This window comes from Methylovorus glucosotrophus, assembly GCF_009858335.1.
In the GTDB taxonomy this organism is placed as follows: Bacteria; Pseudomonadota; Gammaproteobacteria; order Burkholderiales; family Methylophilaceae; genus Methylovorus; species Methylovorus glucosotrophus.
This window is the reverse complement of sequence record NZ_VMSE01000001.1, coordinates 1,900,846-1,918,503: the sequence shown is the minus strand read 5'-3', so window position 1 is coordinate 1,918,503 and position 17,658 is coordinate 1,900,846. Positions and strand designations below refer to the sequence as shown.

The 17,658-nt window shown below is 51.2% G+C and carries 32 protein-coding genes and 1 tRNA gene; 10 read left to right on the top strand and 23 right to left on the bottom strand.

Features of this window, described 5'->3' with window-relative positions:
- Nucleotides 1-624, bottom strand: coding sequence for a lytic transglycosylase domain-containing protein (locus tag FNL37_RS08995; protein ID WP_159355904.1), 624 nt, complete (start codon nt 622-624; stop codon nt 1-3).
- A 289-nt stretch (nt 625-913) separates the two neighbouring features.
- Between FNL37_RS08995 and FNL37_RS08990 the strand changes: the two genes are divergently transcribed.
- Nucleotides 914-1,273 carry a hypothetical protein gene (locus FNL37_RS08990; RefSeq protein ID WP_159355903.1) on the top strand — a complete coding sequence of 120 codons (360 nt, stop codon included), beginning with the start codon at nt 914-916 and terminating at the stop codon, nt 1,271-1,273.
- Between the two features lie 66 nt (nt 1,274-1,339).
- On the opposite strand, the gene FNL37_RS08985 is transcribed toward FNL37_RS08990, so the two are convergent.
- Both FNL37_RS08985 and FNL37_RS08980 read right to left on the bottom strand, forming a co-directional pair.
- Entirely contained in the window at nt 1,340-1,567 is a 228-nt protein-coding gene (locus FNL37_RS08985; protein WP_013441872.1) for a hypothetical protein, read from the bottom strand.
- Between the two features lie 36 nt (nt 1,568-1,603).
- Nucleotides 1,604-2,170 (bottom strand): peroxiredoxin, encoded by a 567-nt coding sequence (locus FNL37_RS08980; protein ID WP_159355902.1) that lies wholly within the window; start codon nt 2,168-2,170, stop codon nt 1,604-1,606.
- A gap of 69 nt (nt 2,171-2,239) precedes the next feature.
- Here FNL37_RS08980 and FNL37_RS08975 point away from each other — a divergent pair.
- A tRNA-Arg gene (locus FNL37_RS08975) sits at nt 2,240-2,315 on the top strand.
- A gap of 161 nt (nt 2,316-2,476) precedes the next feature.
- Complete coding sequence (locus FNL37_RS08970; RefSeq protein WP_159355901.1) at nt 2,477-3,469, top strand: tyrosine-type recombinase/integrase; 993 nt, start codon at nt 2,477-2,479, stop codon at nt 3,467-3,469.
- On the opposite strand, the gene FNL37_RS08965 is transcribed toward FNL37_RS08970, so the two are convergent.
- From FNL37_RS08965 to FNL37_RS08870, 20 genes are all read right to left on the bottom strand, one after another.
- Entirely contained in the window at nt 3,466-3,657 is a 192-nt protein-coding gene (locus FNL37_RS08965) for a hypothetical protein (RefSeq protein WP_159355900.1), read from the bottom strand. The genes FNL37_RS08970 and FNL37_RS08965 overlap by 4 nt on opposite strands.
- Complete coding sequence (locus tag FNL37_RS08960; RefSeq protein WP_159355899.1) at nt 3,657-3,977, bottom strand: hypothetical protein; 321 nt, start codon at nt 3,975-3,977, stop codon at nt 3,657-3,659. The genes FNL37_RS08965 and FNL37_RS08960 overlap by 1 nt, the downstream gene beginning before the upstream one ends.
- An 87-nt stretch (nt 3,978-4,064) precedes the next feature.
- Nucleotides 4,065-4,487 carry a hypothetical protein gene (locus tag FNL37_RS08955; protein ID WP_159355898.1) on the bottom strand — a complete coding sequence of 141 codons (423 nt, stop codon included), beginning with the start codon at nt 4,485-4,487 and terminating at the stop codon, nt 4,065-4,067.
- A 289-nt stretch (nt 4,488-4,776) separates the two neighbouring features.
- Nucleotides 4,777-5,283 carry a hypothetical protein gene (locus FNL37_RS08950; RefSeq protein ID WP_159355897.1) on the bottom strand — a complete coding sequence of 169 codons (507 nt, stop codon included), beginning with the start codon at nt 5,281-5,283 and terminating at the stop codon, nt 4,777-4,779.
- 190 nt (nt 5,284-5,473) lie between these two features.
- A complete protein-coding gene (locus tag FNL37_RS08945) occupies nt 5,474-5,779 on the bottom strand; it encodes a phiTE_015 family protein (protein WP_159355896.1) in 306 nt (101 codons plus the stop codon).
- Nucleotides 5,776-6,015, bottom strand: a complete 240-nt coding sequence (locus FNL37_RS08940) for a hypothetical protein (protein ID WP_159355895.1) — start codon at nt 6,013-6,015, stop codon at nt 5,776-5,778. Before FNL37_RS08940 ends, FNL37_RS08945 begins: the two co-directional genes overlap by 4 nt.
- A 325-nt stretch (nt 6,016-6,340) precedes the next feature.
- Nucleotides 6,341-6,538 carry a hypothetical protein gene (locus FNL37_RS08935; RefSeq protein WP_159355894.1) on the bottom strand — a complete coding sequence of 66 codons (198 nt, stop codon included), beginning with the start codon at nt 6,536-6,538 and terminating at the stop codon, nt 6,341-6,343.
- 216 nt (nt 6,539-6,754) lie between these two features.
- A complete protein-coding gene (locus tag FNL37_RS08930; protein WP_159355893.1) occupies nt 6,755-7,078 on the bottom strand; it encodes a hypothetical protein in 324 nt (107 codons plus the stop codon).
- Between the two features lie 308 nt (nt 7,079-7,386).
- A complete protein-coding gene (locus FNL37_RS08925) occupies nt 7,387-8,970 on the bottom strand; it encodes a YqaJ viral recombinase family protein (protein WP_159355892.1) in 1,584 nt (527 codons plus the stop codon).
- Nucleotides 8,970-9,803 carry a phage recombination protein Bet gene (gene bet / locus FNL37_RS14105; protein ID WP_342353787.1) on the bottom strand — a complete coding sequence of 278 codons (834 nt, stop codon included), beginning with the start codon at nt 9,801-9,803 and terminating at the stop codon, nt 8,970-8,972. The genes FNL37_RS08925 and bet overlap by 1 nt, the downstream gene beginning before the upstream one ends.
- A 46-nt stretch (nt 9,804-9,849) precedes the next feature.
- Nucleotides 9,850-10,086, bottom strand: coding sequence for a hypothetical protein (locus tag FNL37_RS08915; RefSeq protein ID WP_159355891.1), 237 nt, complete (start codon nt 10,084-10,086; stop codon nt 9,850-9,852).
- Nucleotides 10,083-10,454, bottom strand: coding sequence for a hypothetical protein (locus tag FNL37_RS08910; RefSeq protein ID WP_159355890.1), 372 nt, complete (start codon nt 10,452-10,454; stop codon nt 10,083-10,085). The genes FNL37_RS08915 and FNL37_RS08910 overlap by 4 nt, the downstream gene beginning before the upstream one ends.
- Nucleotides 10,451-10,666: a hypothetical protein gene (locus FNL37_RS08905; protein WP_159355889.1), complete on the bottom strand. Its 216-nt coding sequence runs from the start codon at nt 10,664-10,666 to the stop codon at nt 10,451-10,453. The genes FNL37_RS08910 and FNL37_RS08905 overlap by 4 nt, the downstream gene beginning before the upstream one ends.
- Before the next feature lie 244 nt (nt 10,667-10,910).
- Nucleotides 10,911-11,102: a hypothetical protein gene (locus tag FNL37_RS08900; RefSeq protein WP_159355888.1), complete on the bottom strand. Its 192-nt coding sequence runs from the start codon at nt 11,100-11,102 to the stop codon at nt 10,911-10,913.
- 2 nt (nt 11,103-11,104) lie between these two features.
- Nucleotides 11,105-11,464 carry a GNAT family N-acetyltransferase gene (locus tag FNL37_RS08895; protein ID WP_159355887.1) on the bottom strand — a complete coding sequence of 120 codons (360 nt, stop codon included), beginning with the start codon at nt 11,462-11,464 and terminating at the stop codon, nt 11,105-11,107.
- A 205-nt stretch (nt 11,465-11,669) separates the two neighbouring features.
- Nucleotides 11,670-12,080, bottom strand: a complete 411-nt coding sequence (locus FNL37_RS08890) for a hypothetical protein (protein ID WP_159355886.1) — start codon at nt 12,078-12,080, stop codon at nt 11,670-11,672.
- Nucleotides 12,077-12,286 (bottom strand): hypothetical protein, encoded by a 210-nt coding sequence (locus FNL37_RS08885; protein ID WP_159355885.1) that lies wholly within the window; start codon nt 12,284-12,286, stop codon nt 12,077-12,079. Before FNL37_RS08885 ends, FNL37_RS08890 begins: the two co-directional genes overlap by 4 nt.
- Nucleotides 12,287-12,518: 232 nt before the next feature.
- Nucleotides 12,519-13,022, bottom strand: coding sequence for a zinc ribbon domain-containing protein (locus FNL37_RS08880; RefSeq protein ID WP_159355884.1), 504 nt, complete (start codon nt 13,020-13,022; stop codon nt 12,519-12,521).
- 18 nt (nt 13,023-13,040) lie between these two features.
- Nucleotides 13,041-13,340, bottom strand: coding sequence for a DUF4156 domain-containing protein (locus FNL37_RS08875; RefSeq protein ID WP_159355883.1), 300 nt, complete (start codon nt 13,338-13,340; stop codon nt 13,041-13,043).
- 5 nt (nt 13,341-13,345) lie between these two features.
- A complete protein-coding gene (locus FNL37_RS08870; RefSeq protein WP_159355882.1) occupies nt 13,346-14,053 on the bottom strand; it encodes a S24 family peptidase in 708 nt (235 codons plus the stop codon).
- Between the two features lie 94 nt (nt 14,054-14,147).
- Here FNL37_RS08870 and FNL37_RS08865 point away from each other — a divergent pair, with 94 nt between their 5' ends.
- The 7 genes from FNL37_RS08865 to FNL37_RS08835 all read left to right on the top strand — a co-directional run bounded on the left by FNL37_RS08865 (nt 14,148) and on the right by FNL37_RS08835 (nt 17,641).
- Nucleotides 14,148-14,357: a helix-turn-helix domain-containing protein gene (locus FNL37_RS08865; RefSeq protein ID WP_159355881.1), complete on the top strand. Its 210-nt coding sequence runs from the start codon at nt 14,148-14,150 to the stop codon at nt 14,355-14,357.
- A gap of 75 nt (nt 14,358-14,432) precedes the next feature.
- On the top strand, nt 14,433-14,813 hold the full coding sequence (locus FNL37_RS08860; RefSeq protein WP_159355880.1) for a helix-turn-helix domain-containing protein: 381 nt from the start codon (nt 14,433-14,435) through the stop codon (nt 14,811-14,813).
- On the top strand, nt 14,810-14,953 hold the full coding sequence (locus FNL37_RS08855) for a hypothetical protein (RefSeq protein ID WP_159355879.1): 144 nt from the start codon (nt 14,810-14,812) through the stop codon (nt 14,951-14,953). The genes FNL37_RS08860 and FNL37_RS08855 overlap by 4 nt, the downstream gene beginning before the upstream one ends.
- Nucleotides 14,946-15,365: a hypothetical protein gene (locus FNL37_RS08850; RefSeq protein ID WP_159355878.1), complete on the top strand. Its 420-nt coding sequence runs from the start codon at nt 14,946-14,948 to the stop codon at nt 15,363-15,365. The genes FNL37_RS08855 and FNL37_RS08850 overlap by 8 nt, the downstream gene beginning before the upstream one ends.
- 2 nt (nt 15,366-15,367) lie before the next feature.
- Nucleotides 15,368-16,291, top strand: a complete 924-nt coding sequence (locus tag FNL37_RS08845) for a hypothetical protein (protein ID WP_159355877.1) — start codon at nt 15,368-15,370, stop codon at nt 16,289-16,291.
- Nucleotides 16,288-16,947, top strand: a complete 660-nt coding sequence (locus FNL37_RS08840; protein WP_159355876.1) for a hypothetical protein — start codon at nt 16,288-16,290, stop codon at nt 16,945-16,947. Before FNL37_RS08845 ends, FNL37_RS08840 begins: the two co-directional genes overlap by 4 nt.
- 172 nt (nt 16,948-17,119) lie before the next feature.
- A complete protein-coding gene (locus FNL37_RS08835) occupies nt 17,120-17,641 on the top strand; it encodes a hypothetical protein (RefSeq protein WP_159355875.1) in 522 nt (173 codons plus the stop codon).
- Nucleotides 17,642-17,658 lie beyond the last annotated feature (17 nt).

The window sequence follows — 17,658 nt, the reverse complement described above, 5'->3', positions numbered from 1 at the left end:
CTAGGGCATGCCGGAAATGCGCTGCTGCAACTGGCGATAATGCTGCAGCACGTGGGGCACGTAGCGCTGGGTTTCCGCATAGGGTGGCACCTGGTAGCCATGCCGTATTACGGCCTGCGGCCCGGCATTGTAGGCGGCGAGCATAAGCGACATATCGCCATGAAACTGTTGTTTGAGCGACTGCAGATATTGGGCAGCGGCCAGCAGATTCTGCCTGGCATCCAGTGGATCCCGCACACCATAGCGTCTGGCGGTGGCGGGCATCAACTGCATCAAGCCGGCGGCGCCACGGGGCGACAGCGCCTGCCGATTGCCCCCGGATTCCACATGCATGATGGCGTGCAATAAGGCGGGCTCGATCGCGGTGAGTCTGGCCGCCTGCTGCACGCTGGCGGCATAGGGCAAGCTGGTCTTTGAAAGCGGGGAAGGGCGGCTGGCATGCGATGCTGGATGCTGCGATGCATCTTCGCTGACCAGCACTTTATAACCGGTCGCGTTTTCGGGTGGCTGTAAATTGCTGAGCACGATCTCGTCGGCGTCATTTTTCAGCATGTAGATATCGGCATCAGCCCGCCATGGCGCCATCAGCAAAAGCAAAAAGAGGAGGGTGAGTGAATGCCGCATGGCGCAAGCATATCCAACGGATATGAACAGGGCATGACAGCACAGCGAGGGATTACAATGAATATGGCTGCCCGCCACTGGACCATTCTTGTCACCGCTCATTGTTGAGCTGGCGCTTGGCCCCTATGATGAATCAGCTTTCTCACAAAAGCGGCGGCCGGCAGACTGTTTGTTGCTGGCCGCAATCTCGTTTGCTCCCCCAAATCTTCCCGTTTCGTGTGCCCGGCTTGTAAGCCCGGAGTGCAACTGGCAATATGGCACACTTTGGTTTTAAGGTAGTGGTGGGGTTATGAATAATCTGAATTACCGATGGTTGGCAGCTGGTTCTGTGGTCATGATGCTGAGCGCCTGCAGCAGCGTGAAAGTCTGGCCGTTTGGCGGGGATGAGGTCGCGTCTGTGCCAGGGGCACCGGCTAACTCAACCGCCTATGTCTGCGAAAAAAACAGGAAGTTCTATGTACGCATGCTGGATAACGGCGCCACTGCCTGGGTGATCCTGCCTGAGCGCGAGTTCGCCCTGGCTAAATCCGGCACTTCTTTCAGCAACGGGGTATCGACGCTGACGATCCTGGGGCAAGAGGCTACCTTGGTGGTTACACCGGAAAATACCTACAGTGGCTGCAGCGTCCCTGCGCCGGTCAAAAAATAAAACGGCAGCGCAAGGCATAAAAAAAGAGCCATCATCGATGGCTCTTTTGCATTTCAAGCCTGCCAGTTAAGGCTTGCAGGAAAACTCCATGATGCGTTTCTGCTCGATCAGGCTTTCTTCTTTGCTGCCAATTTCAAAACCATTCGGGCAATAGGCCTTGGCTTTTTCATTGCATTTGTCCCAGGAGGCAAAGCCGTTACAGTTCACGCTGATCCATTCGCGGTTAGGCTTGGAATTGGGTGTGGTACATGCCGAGAGCGATGCCAGGATGGCGATCAATAGCAGTTTTTTCATGAGGGGTGGTTCCTTTAGCTGATGTGGGCAAATCTGTTACCGCGCGCTGAGCTGGCGCAAATCATCGATAATTTCCTGCGAGTGGCGCGAAGTATCCACGCTTTGGTAGACCTTGGCAATCTGGCCCTGAGGATTGATCAGGAAGGTATAGCGCTTGGCGATTTTGATGATGCCAAGATTGGTTAAGGCGCCATAACTGGCAGCCACTTTGCCATTGGTATCTGACAGCAATGGAAACGGCAGATTGTACTTTTTGGCAAATTTAGCGTGCGACTCGGTGTCATCCACGCTAATGCCTACAATCTTCGCGCCCAGTTTTTCCAGCTGCACCATGTCATCGCGGAAGCTGCAAGCCTCCTTGGTGCAGCCCGGCGTATCGTCCTTGGGGTAGAAGTACAGCACCAGCCAGCTTCCTTGGTAATCATTCAAGCCATGCACGTCACCCTTGATGCCAGTGAGCGAAAAATGCGGTGCCGCCTGCCCCACCTGCGGCAAAGGGCTCGCCATGGCAAATGAGCGGTAAAGCAGAAAGCCGAGAAACACAAAAGCAGACGCAAGAAGGATTTTCATTGGTAAAGCCCGCAGAACAAAGATATTCATCATAACAAGCCTGACCGCGATTTTGTATTTGCAAATTTACTGCAACGTTTTTTATGCGAAAATAACGGCCTTGCCCTCGTAGCTCAGTGGATAGAGCATTCGCCTCCTAAGCGAAGGGTCACAGGTTCAACTCCTGTCGAGGGCACCATTTTATTTTCTGCATCACCTCTCTAAAGCCCGCGCCAGTAGGGCTTTCAGCCTTTTATCATGCCGTTTCAGGCAATTTAAAGCTTTGCGATTCTTTGCGGTTCTTTGTGATATATTGCGAAACGTTTCCACTAGTTTCCACTATCCATTTCCACTAATCGCATGGCATCCATCAAACCAACCGCATCAGGAAAATGGCGCGCCGAAGTCTCGGTAAAATATCAGCGCAAGGTGAAGACGTTCCGCACCAAGGGTGAGGCGCAGTCATGGGCCAATATGACAGAGCTGGAGCTGGAAAAGAGCGAAGCTGGGGTAAAAAATATCACCTTTGGCAGCCTGCTGGAAAAATACCGGGATGAGGTCAGCGTGCGTAAGTCAGGTGAACGCAAGGAACGCATCAGGATCAACGCTTTTATTCGTGATGAGCCGGAGATATGCAAAACCAAGCTTGAAGCGCTGACAAAGATGCAATTTACCAAGTTTCGGGACAAGCGCATGAAAGTAGTCTCGGGGTCCACGATCATCCGCGAAATGAATATGCTCTCCAATGTATTCACCGTAGCGATCAATGAATGGGGATGGATCAAGGTCAACCCCATGAGCAGCATTAAGCGCCCCCAGCATGCCCCGCCGAGAGATACCCTAATAACGCAGAATCAGATTGATGCCGTCGTGCATGCGTCCGGCTATGCTGATGATGAGGTGCCTAATACCGTCATTGCGCGCACTGGAGCGGCTTTTCTGTTTGCGATAGAGACAGCCATGCGGGAAAAGGAAATATGCGGCTTGCGGCTTTCCGATGTATCTGGCCGTGTGGCAAAGGTAAAGGCATCAAAGACCAGGGCAGGCGTGCGCGACGTGCCTTTATCGACACGGGCCTTGCAGATCATTGAGAACGTGAAGCGAGTAGATATTGAGGGCGAATCAATCTTTAATCTGAAAGAGTCGCAGATAGTCAGTCACTTTAGAAAGATCAAAGCGCTGGCCGGAATAGACAATATTGTGTTTCACGATACCAGGCACTTGGCTATCACGCGACTGGCGAAGGTGTTTAATGTGCTGGAGCTGGCAAGAATAGTGGGGCACAAGGATTTAAAGATGCTTATGATTTACTACAATGAGACAGCGGAAAACCTAGCCGACAAGCTAGATTAAGCCGCTGCCTTGAGTCCTTGCTTGTAGCGCTCGATGTCGGCCTTCTCGTATTTTGCGTGTCCAAGCCCGTGCAGAGTCTTTCGGCGAATCGGTTTTGGAAATGACTCGTCCGTTTTAATCTCGCGCATGAAATAGAAGTAGCTGTAGCCAAGATAGGCGGCCACTTCGCGGCAGCTCATGGTTTCCATCACTTCCCCTCCTTGCCGATAGCGGCGGCAGCACGGACAATTGCGCGGCGGGTGGCGGCGGATGGGTCATCGCCGTGCATTTCAAAGACCTGTAATTCACCTTTGCATACCCATGTTGACCCGTTAGCCGGTTCCGGGCTGACTGGAATATTCAACTTCACAGCCAGTCGCAGCGCGTCACCATCGTCCTCAAGCGGGTTCCAGTTGCGCCACGCGCCAATCTTGCCACCGCCTACTTTCAGTTTTGGCAGGTGTCCGTCAAACACAACAGGCAGCCCAGCAGCCTTTGCCGCCCACTCCAGCATTTCCCTGTCATCCATGCTATTCACCTGTAATCTTTACTATTAAGGCGATTATGAATAGTCCAATCACAACGCCTAATAAAAATGCTAACAATTGATCCATGGCTATACGCTCCCTTTCTGTGCGGCTGCTTCCACTTCAGCAGCAAGTTGGTAGTTAGCGTCTATCAAGGAATTTCTGGAATGGATTACATCAGTCATTCCAGCCATATAATCTTTAAGAGCGCTCACTGTAATTTGTGGATCATTGCACCCATCACTAGGTAAGCCGAGCAATCTATCAACCTCTGCCAGCGCATGCATAGCTTCTGTAAACATAAGCCGGTAATTGACCTCAGTCGGCTCCACTGGCACCACCACATACCCATCCGGCACAGCCCTAGCCTGTATCAGCTCGGCGAATTTGGTGAGCTGTTCATTGTTGAAAATAATCAGCGTAATTTCCGCTGGGCCGCCAGTCGTCCCATTGGTATACGTATAGTTCGCGCTGCCTGCCGACTTGGCTATCTCTATAATGTCGTTGGTCATGGGGTAGGCTCCTTGTAATCTAGCGGTTTCTCGTCACCGCAGCACTTGCACCGTAGGCGGGCGTACTCTTTGGGGATCGTGTGCGTCTTTTCATATTGATGAGGCCCATCATTCAAGCAATCTGCTTTAAAAGCTTCATAGCTAAAATGTATCTGCGTGTTAAAAGTGAATGTTTTGGCACATTGCCAGCATTCTTGTTGGTGCATCTCTCCCTCTGCATAGCCTCGGCCATCATCGTGATTTATTTCATTCCACTCGGAGCAATATGGGCACTCAACGTCTTGGCTCATCATGCCCCCTTGCGCAGCGCGAGAATGGCGGCTACTACAGCCGCTTTAACAGGCACACAATCATCTATCTTGTAGATTGCTTCATGAATCGCATCATGCGCAGTATCTGCCGCCGCCTCTATCGCCGCGTTCCATTGGTCTGGCTGTGCGGGCTGGGGCGATGTGAATAGCGGCTTGCCTGCCATTTCTTCAATCTCATCGGCCAGTTGATGCAGATGCTCGCTATTGAAACTGTCGTTGCCGCCTGCGGGCCTTTCATGCTCTGCTAAATAGCGGAGGGCTTGTGGAACCGTTTCATCGCAACCATTGGGCCACACCACAGCCTCCCCCTGCCTGTCTTCCAGTGCCGACTGATAGCCTTGCCAGAGGGCATTTTGGATCGCTACCCATGAATCATTTCTAGATGACGGGAAAGTCTTTGTGTAACAGTTGAGTTTTTCGCTCCATACGACCCCATCCGGCACCTTATGCTTTGCCTCAAATCTAAGGCGTTGTTCAGTGATCATTTGTTGTTCCTCACGTAATCCTCGACGGCTTTTTTAGCGCTTGGCATGTCTATATAGGTGCCAATATCCCCAACACCGTATATGAACGCTGCGACGTAATCCATCGCGGCAAAGTACTCAATACGCCCTAGTATTTTCCCTTGTTCATTTACATAAACTTCCCGCCTAAACCCACCTTTTTCTACCCATCTCAACACTCATTCCCCCGTATTGCGTCGACAATCGCCTCAGCCAAAGCGCCAGCACCCATGGAGTGATTGCCGTCTACCATGCGAATTACTTGCGCTATATAGTCAACGTCTAACTTCGCCTCCAGCTCGGCAATGCGGGCTAGCAGGGGAGCGCGGGCGGCTTTCCATGTTGTCCAGTCGGTATGCGCCGCCATAAACTTGTAGCCTGATTCTGAGCGCTCTAGTTTCCTTGGCGCCCCGTACCACGCTTCAAACAGCTCCTGCTCAATGCTTTGTTCACTCATATCCTTGTCCTTGGTGGTCATGGTTGCTGCTCCCGCTCGCGTATCATTGCATCGGCAATTTGGTATGCTGACTTGGCAAGTTCGTCAGAGGACATTTCTGTATAAGCACTCCGTCCACGAGGATCTCCGGCGGGCAGTAATCCCTGCAAAGCCTTTGCGGCGAAGTAATCGCGAACCGTAACGCCGCTGGAAACATGCCCCATCCCATTTTCTGCAATGACTGGAAACGCTGGTCCGCCTGTATTAATCTCACTCATTTCCTATATCCTTTTCTCATGGACTACTGCTAGGTTATTGCTCGGCTTTGGCGATGGCTGCACACTTGTGGCATATTGGCGCAGTCTGTTCTATTGGCCCCTTACGGCTTTGCGAAGTCCATTTCATCGTTTCGCCGCTAAGCTCCTGCGGAGTCCGCCAAAGACCGCACTTCCCACATTGCGTTTGTTTTATTCCCGCCTTACGTTGCACATCTGCCCATGCATGCCATTCAAGATAGCCTTCCGGTGGTAAATCTCCAGGCTTGTAGTCGCGATGTTCGAGAATGTGTACATAACAATGATGCCGACCTTTGCGCTTCATTGATTAGTTCTCTTGCTCGGCTTTGGCGATGGCGGCACGGGCCTGATCAAACGTAGGCTTATTCCATTCGTCTTCGTCCATGCCCATATGTGTCAGCATGGCTTTCAGCGCTTCCAGCAATTCATCGCGCTGCTCAGTGATCTTGGCAACATGCGCTGTAAGGTTTTCTTTTGCTTGCTTGTAATCTAATGCCATCATCATTCCTCTCAGTTAAAGTGGTGGCCGGTGGTGAATCTCCGGCTTGAGGCACCTCTGTGCCGCGAACTGTTTATCTAAGCCTCATCTGCGACTTGACGCGGATCACCATTCCGCTTCACCACAGGAACCAACCCTTCCATTGAAGCTGACTACTTCTCCAATGTTGCTAGTCAGGCAAAGGGCTGGCTCCTGTGGTGGCTCGTACGTGAGCCAGTCGTGCTACCTGTCGACGCTAATGGTTGCATCCGGATTGCTTTTGCATGCCTCTAAATAATCTTTCACAAAATCTACAAATCCAGCATATGTTCCCCAACCATTGGAGGCATTAAATTGCTCAAACCCATCAGGATCACTTTTTAGTAAATCAAGAGCATCTTCCAATGGCTTTATTAGCTCACTTGCTTTAGTGATTCCAATTTCCTCAGGTCTCCACAAATGCTTGTATATACCAGCCTCAGAAGCCATCTTTGTTAGGTTGTGCGTTATGTTTCTGCTGTATACACTTGTTTCTCTAACTGCTGTTAATGTCACATCCAGGCTCATTTAAGTATCCTCAAGTAAGTCCGATTCCCCATATTCAAGTTATATGGCCCGAAGGCATCGGCAGGGGTTAAGGGAGGGTGGCGGTTAAACCAGGTGTCCTTTCCGCGCCCGCACGAACTTGCGCTGGCGGCGATCTGAGCCCTTGCTTCTATGTCGTTTTGCCATGGCTATTCTCCTGAGTATCTTTTCCAAGCCATCTGTCACAAGGCTTGAAAAAGACCCGCCAACCAAAGGGGGTAAGACTGGCGGGATGAGAGAGTGCTAGTTTTTGTATTGCTCGTAATCTTCAATTCCACTTTCGCTCATGGCTATGCAGCCTTGGCCATGGGTCCGAATGCAGCATTGAGCCATACCTCTGCCAGATCCTGATTTGCTGAATATGCCTTGGCAACCACAGCAACTAGCTCTGCTTTTGTTGGGCGTGCACCGGAAAAATATTGAGGGTTTACGCTGACAGTTTTAGGGGAGACCTGGGCCACTGGCTCGGGCTCAATCTTGGCATTGACCTCAACACTGGTTTCTTGCTCGGCCGGCTTCATTGCCTCAGCAGCAAGCTTGGCGGCCTCTTGCTGGCGGATATCTTCCAGGCGCTTTTCTTCGTCCTGCTTGTGCTGGTCAAGACGGGTTTTCACGACCAGCTTAAAATCGTCCTCGGGCTTGGTAATGATCGTGGACAGATCAGCGAAGATGATTTCATGCCCGGCAGCGGCACCACGGTACCAGGCCAGCTTGGTGCGGATGTCGCGTGCGGCAGCGTCAGCAGAGGCCTTGCCGTTCGCCAGTGCTGTATCAATGGCGTCCTGCATGCTTGCATAGTTCCGCTTGCCCTTGATGAAGCCAGCGAAGTCAGGTAACTGCTGAGATACCCGAATGCCATCCGTTTCTTTCTCAAGGGTGGCGACGTAATCAATAAACGCTTGGCGAGCCTTCAGGATCATGGCTTCCTTCTTGGCCTTGTCCTCGCGCTTCACATCCTTTTCCAACTTGAGCGCGGTTACACGCAGATCCTCGGCCCATGCATCCATCAGGCGTTTTGCTTCACCGATGCTGGCGGTCTGGGACAGCATGGATTCCTGGGCGGCCTCAAGCTTCTTGATCTGATCGCGGAACATCGCGGCATACTGTTTGGCATTCGCGAAGTCTTGATCCGTAACCAGCTCGATAGCGCGCACCGTTTTAAGACGGTCGGCCAGCGCCAGGCCAAACTCCTTCATGTTGCTGGTCGTGATTTCACCCTTGGCCTGCACGAAGAGGGCTGGCAACTCAATGACAACCTCGGCCTTTACTTGCTCTGGCGCCGCGGTTGGCACGAACTCGGCTAGGTCTTTCTTGAACTGGTGCCAGGTATCAATTACCTTGCGGGCCTTTTCTTCGCTGGACTCGTACCACATCCATACGCAGTTGGCTTCTGTGCCATCGGAGCACATGAACAGGCAGCGCTTGGCGCCGGATACCAGCAGTTCCTGATCCATCTGGATGGTGTAGTGCTCTTCCAGCTCGCCGGCGCGAACCTGGGCGGCCAGCTTTTCAGACCACAGCTTGTGCTCGAAAATGGTTTCATCATCGAATGTGATGCCATCCAGGCTGGCGAGCAGCGTCAGGCCTTCGACTTCAAGTGTGATCGTGGTTGGTGACAGTTCATCCTCAATGATGGATTCGGCCATGGGGCGCGCGGCGGCCTCGGTGGCATGGCCACGGTCAAACAAAGCTTGGGTGCTGGCGCTGACATCTGGCGTGATGCCCGTCTTGCGCTGGGCCAGCAGGTCGTTGCGCTTCTGGTACTTGCCCTTGCCTGCAGCGGTCGCGGCTTCTGATGCCGTGCCGTCACTGGCGGCGCGCGCTGCCAGCCATTCTGGAGTGCCTTGCTGTACGTTCAATACGGTGCGTTTCATTATTGCTTCCCTTCTTCTTGGTTCATTTCGGTCACAAAGTCATCATCAACTTCGGTGGCTTCGCCTTCGACGGTGGTGGTTTTAGGGGCCCATGACTGGACCTCGGCTTTTTGCGCATCAGTCAGCAATGCGCCTTTGTTTTCCACCCATGAAATAAAGTCTGCGACAGACTTCTTGCCGCTTGTAACGCTCTGGCGGTACTTGTCAGCAATGCTCTTGAATGTCTGTTCATCCAGTACCGGAACCTCTGGCTTGCTGGCGTGCGTTTCATTGACGACATCTGCAGTGATGTCTTTTTCCATGATTCGCTGGGCTTCGTCTTCGTCATAAATACCGCCGAAACCGAAGGCGACGCGGCCGCCTTGGATGAAAGTTTTATGGCGATGCATACGCTTTGGGTGGGTATCCCATGGGGTCGTGAAGTTGACGCTGCGCACTACCTCGTCAAAGTATTCGCGCACCACGATTGGCTTATTACGATCCTTGCGGGTAATCACGGCCTCAATCCATACGTGGCAGGTTTTGCCTTTGTGCTGGACCGTTTCATCTGAGTAGCGGAACTCAATGCCATCCATCATGGGATGCTCATTGACAATTCGTGACCAGCCATCCACCCCGACAACAGGCACAATGCCGTTGCTTTTGTCTGGGTAAGCGTAGATTTCCTTGGTGAATGGGTTGAGGCCGTACTGGTCAGCAACGATCATCAGGGCAAAAAGCTGCTCATCAGAGGCTGGCGGCTGCCCGTCGCGCTGTTTAAAGGCCGTAGCCTTCAGAATGTTCATCACCTCGGCCTGGTCTACCGAAAAGCGGTCAGCAAACTTCTTCAGCAAGGTAGTGTTTTTTGTGGGCATCACAGCCACATTTGTTGCTGCCATGTTATTTCTCCTGAGATAGTGGGTTATGCAGACCGGCAAGGAACACCATCTGCTCGTTGGTTAATTCGGTAGCCTCTGTGGTCTCTGTGTCTTTGCTCACCTTGATTTCCGGGGTTGGGTTTTCCCAGCGGCGGTCATTCAGGTCCACCAATGAGAGCACGGTAAGAAGTCCAGAGAAGCCAATGATGATCAGCAAGCACTCGTACCACTTGCGCAAGGTTGAGTCGGTGGGCTTCATGATTTTTCATCCTGATCAAACTCAGCATCCACTGGCGGATTAAAATCGTCTTCTGGATAAAACCAGTCGTCTTTAACAATGTGACCTATTCCATAAATGCAGCCAGAATCAGCATCAATACGGATTGCTTTGCCTGGCAATTTTGAAAACTCTTCAACGCCAGCAACCTCCATGCAACGGTAAATGAAATGACCAGCAGTACTCAAAAGTTGAAAATTCTTAAATGAAGCTGGCAGGTAAAGAGCGTAGCCGCCGAATCCTTGGCTTGCTCCACCAAGGTCTAATGTCACCCAGCAGTCAAGAACTCCGCGATCACTGGTAGATAATGTGGCGCTCGTGATAACAGCATTTTTGATGTCACCCCTCATGCGGCCTCCTGCTTACTGAAAACCTTGTCATAGATGCGCTGGCCGGTTTCAGCCTGGCGCTGGGTGCCGAATGCGATATTCCGCATGCGCATGCTGTTGAGAAATGCGAGCTCGTCAGCGGTGATGCCATAAGCGGCGGCGTTATCGCCAATGCGCTCAAGTATCTGGCGCACCTGCGTGCGCAGACCGGGGCGGACGGTAGTGGCGCTCATGCTGAACCTCGCAATGCCAGCACGCGGTTGAGTTCTTTGTGAGGGCGGATGATGCTGCCGCGACGGTAAACTTTGGTAGTCAGCACCGCCAGCTCTCCTTCAAAGCGTACTGATGTATAAAATAATCTGGCACGATTAGGAGAAAATGGGGCTGTACGCGTTACCCGCCACTGCCCGCGCCTACCCGTCAGCGGGTTTACGTGATCTGGCTCGAACTTGCACCAAACGCGGAAAAGTTGAGTGCTCATGCTGCTGCACCTCCAGTTGGATGAACAGGCACGCATACTTGGCGATAGCCTTTAATCAAGTGATCGTGAATGACCAGCTGGTTATGGCCGGGCTTGCGCTGCAATACGGCATGCTTGTTGATAGCCTCCTGCAGGAGATCGCTGGCGCGCTCGTTGATATTCGCAATGCGAGGGAATTGGCTGCCCATGGTTATGTCTCCACCAGTTCGCGGGCCATGATGTCGGCCAGCTCTTTATTGCGCGTCTCATGGACGTTGATTGACCAACATTGAGTGGTGACGCCGAGACGGGAGTTGTAGAACGTGTGATCCAACATCCAGCCAGCTTTTGCAATAGCGCGGGACTGTGCAGGGTTGTCGCCAGTCACCGTGCAATAGGCGAAGTCATAGCCAAGATCAATCAGGCGCTCCAACTGCTTGTTGTGCAGGATGTAAGCGTTACCCTGGCCGCGCAATTCCTCACGAACGTAAAAGCTCGTGCAAATCGCCACCTGCGTATTGCTGGGCATCGAGTGGATTTCAAACCCGCCGATTTCTGTGTTGAATCTCATGCAACCTCCACTTGTTTAGTGTCGACTTAATATGTTAAGCATGATAAACAATAAAGTTTAATCAAGTCAACATTTATTTTTAGTTAACTAAACAAAATGGATTGTGCATTTAACAGACGTGGTTTAGAAAGGCGAAAAAAATCCCGCGAGTGCGGGACGTGGCAATAAAAAACCGCCCGGAGGCGGTTGTGCATTAAATAATTATTTACTGGTCATCTTTCCCAGATTTTGATTTCCCCCAATGGTATCCACCAAAGGCCCCAGCCGAAAAACCAAGTATCATCTTAATTGAGTCAATAATAATGTCTTTGGATTCGTGAGTGATGGCAAAAGCCGCAAATGCTAATACCATGAAGGTTACTGTTCCAATAAACCAGTAGCGATGAATAAGATGGGCATTGTACTTCCCGGCATTGTCAGCTCGGTATTGAGACTGGGCCTGTATGCTTGCTAAAGCTATCCTCTCATTTGACGATATTTCATGCTCTCTTACGTCAAGTTCCCGGTTCTTTATGCCAACTTCCTGCTGCTGCTGCTCAATTATTACAGAAAGAGATGATGCAATCGTATCAAGCTGGTTGTTTTGAGCCAATGGCTGATCTTGATTATCGGTCACGCTTCCATCTCGTATACAGGAGAAGACAGCTCAACTTCAAACTTGCCGAAGCCTTCAGAGCCAAGTTTGGGAGCAACGAATTTAACGCGTTTAATCTGATTGCGGCTATTAGCGCTGAATGTTATGTACTCAGCCGGCGAAAGGGTTTTCGATGTACGTGCAGTAAAATCAAGCACTTTTGTAGCAATCTTTCTCATATGTTCCATAAAACCTCCTAAAAGCCTTGCATGAAATGATTCGGCTTTATATTGACGACACCGTCAGCAAGAAGTTTACTTAAGTAAACAATTAAAAACAACAGCACGAGGAAAATACTTACGAAACATAGTAGTTAGCAAATTAATATTAGCGTAAACACTACAACTACGAGCATTCCTCTCAGTCTTAACTTAATCCAATATAGATCGCTTAGATACCGCTGGTGGATAGTAAAAGGCTTTACGGAAGCCGACCTTCGGTAACCCTGGCGCCAATGACTGTCTTATTGTCATTCGCCATATCACATTCATAAATGACCGTCATGAACGCACCAAAGCCATTCTGAAACTGAGCCTTATCACCTATATAGGTGATCTCGCCTTTATTCTTGTCTTTCCACATGAATCTACTGAATTTTGGCTCCAAAATCCCATCTGTCCACTTCATGCTGTACTTCGCCAAGCGCTCTACTGGATCTTGGCAATAAACACTAGCGCTTAATATCCCTTTATTCCCGAGGCAACTCAGATCGTCACTCGCGCATTCTTGCTTGGCTTCCGAAGTGCTTGTAGCTGTCTCTTTGTCACCGTCACTAAATAGGAAAATAACAAATCCAACCAAAAGAAATACCGTAAGGCACCCTAATAAAGTGGCTTCTTTTTTTACTGGAGCGCCACAGTTCGGACATACCTTGGCTTTACTGCTAATTTGGCTTTTGCATTCTTTGCACTTAATAAGAGCCATAGTTATACCCAGTCAAGGTTAAGGGCAGCGGTAGGCGTTGCCATTGGCCGAGGTTGACCCATACTGAGCAACCTGAGGTTTCCAGACAATCGTATTGGCGCCGAGCTCTGCAGCTTGAGCAAAAGCTTGTTTTCTTGCGTTCGACAAAGCAACCTCGGCAAATAAGCCGTAAAGGGAAGATATTCCATTAACCTCACCCTTGAACTCGCAGGCAGATACTGATTTCTCGTCTTTGACTCGCATGCCTTCTGGCACTTTATTTAAGTCGGCAGAGGCGCAGCCGGTGAGAAGGGCGATTAGCAAAAAGATTCTTACCATGGCTGTTACTCCTGGATCAATCGTTTAAACATTGGACTGCGGGCAATCCCTGCGACATAGTGCATCACATCAATTTGCGACTGGTCTATGGTGATTTTGGGGTGCGACTCATTGACCGATCCCAGATGGACCTGTCCATCGCGAATAAATAGCAGCTCTTTCACCATAACGCGACCTTCCAGACATTTAACTAGTACATCATCGCCAGGCGTGGGTTGGTGGCCTGGTTCCACCACAACAAATTCACCATGGCGTATGCGCGGCTTCATACTGTCGCCGACGCATCTTACCGCATAGGCATTTGGGTCTTTGGTTGGCCACTCAATAAAGCCATCCCCAAATCCAACCGCATATTCAAGCTCCACAAAATACCCCTCATCCCCAAGCTGGGCTTGCCCTACTACTGGAGCTACCCTAAATTTTTCTAGTGTTGGCCCTTCGTGGGCGTTGTCATTTATAGCGCCAGGCCTTCCAGTGCGCAACCACTCAGGATCAACCCCAAAGAAATCAGCAACTAATCCATTAAGGTCTGCGCTTATTTCTTTTGTTGGGCCATTGAACCATAGCGACACGGTGGCGCGGCTTGGCATCGACACATTTGAAAGCTTGTGCGCGCCAATGTAATCGAAAAGGTACGTCCTCTTAAAGGGGCGACCGTTTTTCTTCTGCCACTCAACCACGGCAAATTCGATTCTACTCTGCAAATTATTCATGTTTAGCATGTTAATCATAAAATTGTTTTGTATGCTTGACTTCTATTAGTTTAGAGGACTAAAATTGGTTTAGTTATTTAAACGGATTCATCCTATGTTAAAGAAACAAGCAGTTGAGCTTTTCGGGACAAGGGCTGAGTTAGCACGTGGTCTCGGTTACCACCGGTCACGGATCAGTCAATGGCCAGAAGAGCTGACCCAGCAACAGACCGATCATGTCGTTGGTGCTGCTGTTCGACTTGGTAAACCTATCAAGCCGATACTCAAGCTCATCAACAACCCTCAAGACCGCAAGGCCGCTTAACCGACAGGTGCAAGGTACCGCACCTGTATTTTTTTAACCTAATTTCAACTGTCACCAACTGTCACCGAGACGCACATGAACCCTACAAAACAGATGTTTCCCGTACTGGTAGCGCAGGCTCCAAAGCTTGAAATGGCGCCTGATTTACTGGTCAAGCAATGCAAGTCGGGTCCTATGGCACTCACGAAGACATGCCTTCATTCCAACTACACACAAGACACGCTTGCCGAAAAAATCGGCAAGGCTCGTGAAGTATTGAGCCGGGCACAGAACGGCCGGGCGGCTTTGGGTATTGATGAATTGATCAAGGTTATGGAGGAATCCGGGTCCGTCTACTTGCTTCAGTACATGTGCATGCGGGTTGGTGGAAGGTTTGTTTTTGTCGATGACGAAGACAGAGAAATTTATGAGCTTGAACAAGAGCTATTGCTCAGAAAAGCAAGGAGGGCAGCATGACATATTTGCTTCTTGGATTATTTCTGTTCGCTGCGGCAATAGCGCTTCTTCTCTGGTACTGCGCATGGACATCTCAAATGGTTGCTGACGGTTTATCAGATGAAGCCCACATGGATACGGAAGGGCGCGCCGATGAGTAATGTGATCATGATCAAGAACGAACGCCTGGACACGCACAAGCTCCGCGTCTGCATTCTGGATGTTCTCCAAACCACGGTAAACGGCTATATCAGCCTGCACCGTCAACTTGTCGCCGCATATCCAGCCGAATGCATGCACATCAATATCGAGGGCATGAGAGGCCACGTACACGCGCTTAAACGCGCCGGACTGGTGACCGTTGAGCGCAATGGCTACAACACCTTCATTGCAGCTGTTCATGGGCTTAAATACGCCCCCTCTGTTGATGAAACTGTGCCTGATGATTCCCGCTATGGCGTGGATGGTATCTACCGCATCAAAGACCGCCCAGCACGTCTCGAATCACGCCCTTTGGCGCGCAAAGAGTTACGCCTTTATTCCGGTATTTCTACGCTGTCGGTGAACGTATAGCCATGCGCGATTATTCAAAAGTCAGCCCTCAGTTCTGGATTGGCGCCACAGGTAAAAAGCTGCGCAGCAAAGGGGTCGAGTGCCAACTGGTGGCCCTTTATCTCATGACCTGCACGCACGCGAACATGCTGGGGATGTACTACCTGCCAAAAATCTATATTGCCCATGAATGCGGACTATCCATAGAAGGGGCTTCCAAGGGCCTTCAAGGTGCCATTGAAGCTGGATTTTGCTCCTACGATGATGCTTCTGAGGTGGTCTGGGTGCATGAAATGGCTACCTACCAGATAGGTGAGCAGTTAACCGAGAAGGATTTGAGGGTTAAGGGGGTGCAGAACGAATACAACGCACAGCCTGAAAGCCCTTATTTGAAGCCTTTCTTCGAGAAATACCAATCCAAATTTCTCATGTCTGAATGCCGCGATGTTGAAGCCCCTTCCAAGGCCCTTGTAAGCCAAGAACAGGAGCAAGAACAAGAACAGGAGCATTTAGCAGGAGCAGGAACAAGAACAGGAGCAGTGGTTCCCGCCGCCGAAAAATCGGCAGCGGCACCTCAAAAGTCGGAAACGGAATTGCAAGCTGCCTGCAAACAAACTTGGGCTGCATACCAGGCCGCCTACTTCAAGCGCTACGGTACAGAGGCAGTCCGAAATGCCAAGGTCAATTCCGTGATCAAGCAATTCGTGCAGCGCCTTGGGTTTGAAGAGGCCCCGCATGTTGCCGCCTTCTTCCTGACCAACAACAACAGCTACTACGTCAGCCGGGCTCATGTTGTGGATTGCCTACTTTCAGACGCCGAAAAGCTTCGCATGGAGTGGGCTACAGGCAACCCCATCACGCAGACCAAAGCGCGTCAGCTAGACAAATCCCAAAGCAATGCAAATGCCGTTGGCGATGCAATGAAAATTCTTGGAGAGGCAGCATGAACGAAAACCAAACGAAGCTGGTTCAGATGCTGGCTGCCACTGCCGAGCTCATGGGGTACGAGCTGTCTGGCGTGGCGCTGGCATACATGGCCAAGGACTTTCAGCAATACGACATTGGCCTGATGGAGAACGCATTGCGAAACGTCCGTCTGAATCAGCCAAGATTTAACCAGGCCGGCATCCAGCGGGAAATTGACAATCTGAGTCCCGATGGCCGTCCAGGTGCTGACGAGGCATGGGCAATGTACCCCCATGACGAAAATGCCAGCGCAGTGCTTAATTCTGAGATTGCCGACGCCATGGGAATTGCACATCCGCTGATTGAAGAGGGTGACATGATCGCCGCGCGCATGGCATTCAAGGACGCCTACAACCGTATTGTTAGCCAGAACAAACTGAAGGGAATTGCTCCGCAATGGTTCCCCAGCCTAGGCCACGAACCAGAAGGCCGCAAGCAGGCGCTTGATGATGCCGTGGCACGTGGACGTATCAGTCCCAGCCATGCAGCCGCATTGTTACCACCACCCATTGCCGGCGCCATCGTGAATGCCCTGCCGTCCATGAAGATGTTGAGCGGCAAGGCTGATCTCACCGATGAGCAGAAACAGGCCGCACGCTCGAAGCTGGCAGATGTCCGCGCCAAGGTGGGTGTGTGAGTGCCATGCCCATGCTGCCAAAAGAAATACACCTTCAACATGAACTGCCGGGCGTGCTTGGTGCGCTGGTTGCGCATGCTCCCGGACTGGTACAAGCGCCGGTGGTTGCAGGTCTATCGCACCCAGCACGGAAAGCCTGCCATGGATCAGCTTATTGCGGAGATTCAATCTGATGCCTGAAATCCAATTATTCCGTAAGCCAGGCCAGAAGATCACCCCGGAGCAGGCTGAGGCCGTGCGCGCTGTGATTTTCGGGATCATCGACGGCGTAGGCGAGCTGGGGAAAAAAAGGTGGCGCCGCTTTTGGAACGGGTTTTTAGCCATGGAGCCAGGCGAAATGGCGACCATCACTACCCATAAAGCGCGCAGTGGGAAGTTTCATCGCCGCCACATGGCAATCGAGCAGGCCGTATTCGACGGGCAGCAGCGAATTGAGCAATTCGAGATGTTCCGCGACTGGCTGAAAATCGGCAGCGGGTTCGTTACCTGGATGGCCGGCGCCAAAGGTGGCGTTATCCCCGTGCCGAAGTCAATCAGCTACTCAGAGCTGGAAGAGGGCGCAATGCGTGAGTTTCATGAAAGCGCTATGGCCTTCCTTCGCGGCGAGCATGCAATGAAATACCTATGGCCACACCTGAACGAGCAGGGCCGGGCCGAAATGATGGATTCGATTCTGCAGGAGTTTGGGGAATGATGGAAAGCACGCAAATA

Coding starts and splice junctions, on each gene's coding strand:
- FNL37_RS08845 (WP_159355877.1), top strand. CDS start 15,368: ATGCGCGATTATTCAAAAGTCAGCCCTCAGTTCTGGATTGGCGCCACA.
- FNL37_RS08895 (WP_159355887.1), bottom strand. CDS start 11,464: ATGAGATTCAACACAGAAATCGGCGGGTTTGAAATCCACTCGATGCCC.
- FNL37_RS08980 (WP_159355902.1), bottom strand. CDS start 2,170: ATGATGAATATCTTTGTTCTGCGGGCTTTACCAATGAAAATCCTTCTT.
- FNL37_RS08955 (WP_159355898.1), bottom strand. CDS start 4,487: ATGACCAACGACATTATAGAGATAGCCAAGTCGGCAGGCAGCGCGAAC.
- FNL37_RS08950 (WP_159355897.1), bottom strand. CDS start 5,283: ATGATCACTGAACAACGCCTTAGATTTGAGGCAAAGCATAAGGTGCCG.
- FNL37_RS08835 (WP_159355875.1), top strand. CDS start 17,120: ATGCCTGAAATCCAATTATTCCGTAAGCCAGGCCAGAAGATCACCCCG.
- FNL37_RS08860 (WP_159355880.1), top strand. CDS start 14,433: ATGAACCCTACAAAACAGATGTTTCCCGTACTGGTAGCGCAGGCTCCA.
- FNL37_RS08900 (WP_159355888.1), bottom strand. CDS start 11,102: ATGGGCAGCCAATTCCCTCGCATTGCGAATATCAACGAGCGCGCCAGC.
- FNL37_RS08885 (WP_159355885.1), bottom strand. CDS start 12,286: ATGGAACATATGAGAAAGATTGCTACAAAAGTGCTTGATTTTACTGCA.
- FNL37_RS08865 (WP_159355881.1), top strand. CDS start 14,148: ATGTTAAAGAAACAAGCAGTTGAGCTTTTCGGGACAAGGGCTGAGTTA.
- FNL37_RS08990 (WP_159355903.1), top strand. CDS start 914: ATGAATAATCTGAATTACCGATGGTTGGCAGCTGGTTCTGTGGTCATG.
- FNL37_RS08875 (WP_159355883.1), bottom strand. CDS start 13,340: ATGGTAAGAATCTTTTTGCTAATCGCCCTTCTCACCGGCTGCGCCTCT.
- FNL37_RS08855 (WP_159355879.1), top strand. CDS start 14,810: ATGACATATTTGCTTCTTGGATTATTTCTGTTCGCTGCGGCAATAGCG.
- FNL37_RS08960 (WP_159355899.1), bottom strand. CDS start 3,977: ATGGATGACAGGGAAATGCTGGAGTGGGCGGCAAAGGCTGCTGGGCTG.
- FNL37_RS08905 (WP_159355889.1), bottom strand. CDS start 10,666: ATGAGCGCCACTACCGTCCGCCCCGGTCTGCGCACGCAGGTGCGCCAG.
- FNL37_RS08840 (WP_159355876.1), top strand. CDS start 16,288: ATGAACGAAAACCAAACGAAGCTGGTTCAGATGCTGGCTGCCACTGCC.
- FNL37_RS08985 (WP_013441872.1), bottom strand. CDS start 1,567: ATGAAAAAACTGCTATTGATCGCCATCCTGGCATCGCTCTCGGCATGT.
- FNL37_RS08880 (WP_159355884.1), bottom strand. CDS start 13,022: ATGGCTCTTATTAAGTGCAAAGAATGCAAAAGCCAAATTAGCAGTAAA.
- FNL37_RS08930 (WP_159355893.1), bottom strand. CDS start 7,078: ATGAGCCTGGATGTGACATTAACAGCAGTTAGAGAAACAAGTGTATAC.
- FNL37_RS08870 (WP_159355882.1), bottom strand. CDS start 14,053: ATGAATAATTTGCAGAGTAGAATCGAATTTGCCGTGGTTGAGTGGCAG.
- FNL37_RS08925 (WP_159355892.1), bottom strand. CDS start 8,970: ATGAAACGCACCGTATTGAACGTACAGCAAGGCACTCCAGAATGGCTG.
- FNL37_RS08965 (WP_159355900.1), bottom strand. CDS start 3,657: ATGGAAACCATGAGCTGCCGCGAAGTGGCCGCCTATCTTGGCTACAGC.
- FNL37_RS08850 (WP_159355878.1), top strand. CDS start 14,946: ATGAGTAATGTGATCATGATCAAGAACGAACGCCTGGACACGCACAAG.
- FNL37_RS08945 (WP_159355896.1), bottom strand. CDS start 5,779: ATGACCACCAAGGACAAGGATATGAGTGAACAAAGCATTGAGCAGGAG.
- FNL37_RS08915 (WP_159355891.1), bottom strand. CDS start 10,086: ATGAAGCCCACCGACTCAACCTTGCGCAAGTGGTACGAGTGCTTGCTG.
- FNL37_RS08935 (WP_159355894.1), bottom strand. CDS start 6,538: ATGATGATGGCATTAGATTACAAGCAAGCAAAAGAAAACCTTACAGCG.
- FNL37_RS08995 (WP_159355904.1), bottom strand. CDS start 624: ATGCGGCATTCACTCACCCTCCTCTTTTTGCTTTTGCTGATGGCGCCA.
- FNL37_RS08940 (WP_159355895.1), bottom strand. CDS start 6,015: ATGAGTGAGATTAATACAGGCGGACCAGCGTTTCCAGTCATTGCAGAA.
- FNL37_RS08970 (WP_159355901.1), top strand. CDS start 2,477: ATGGCATCCATCAAACCAACCGCATCAGGAAAATGGCGCGCCGAAGTC.
- FNL37_RS08910 (WP_159355890.1), bottom strand. CDS start 10,454: ATGAGGGGTGACATCAAAAATGCTGTTATCACGAGCGCCACATTATCT.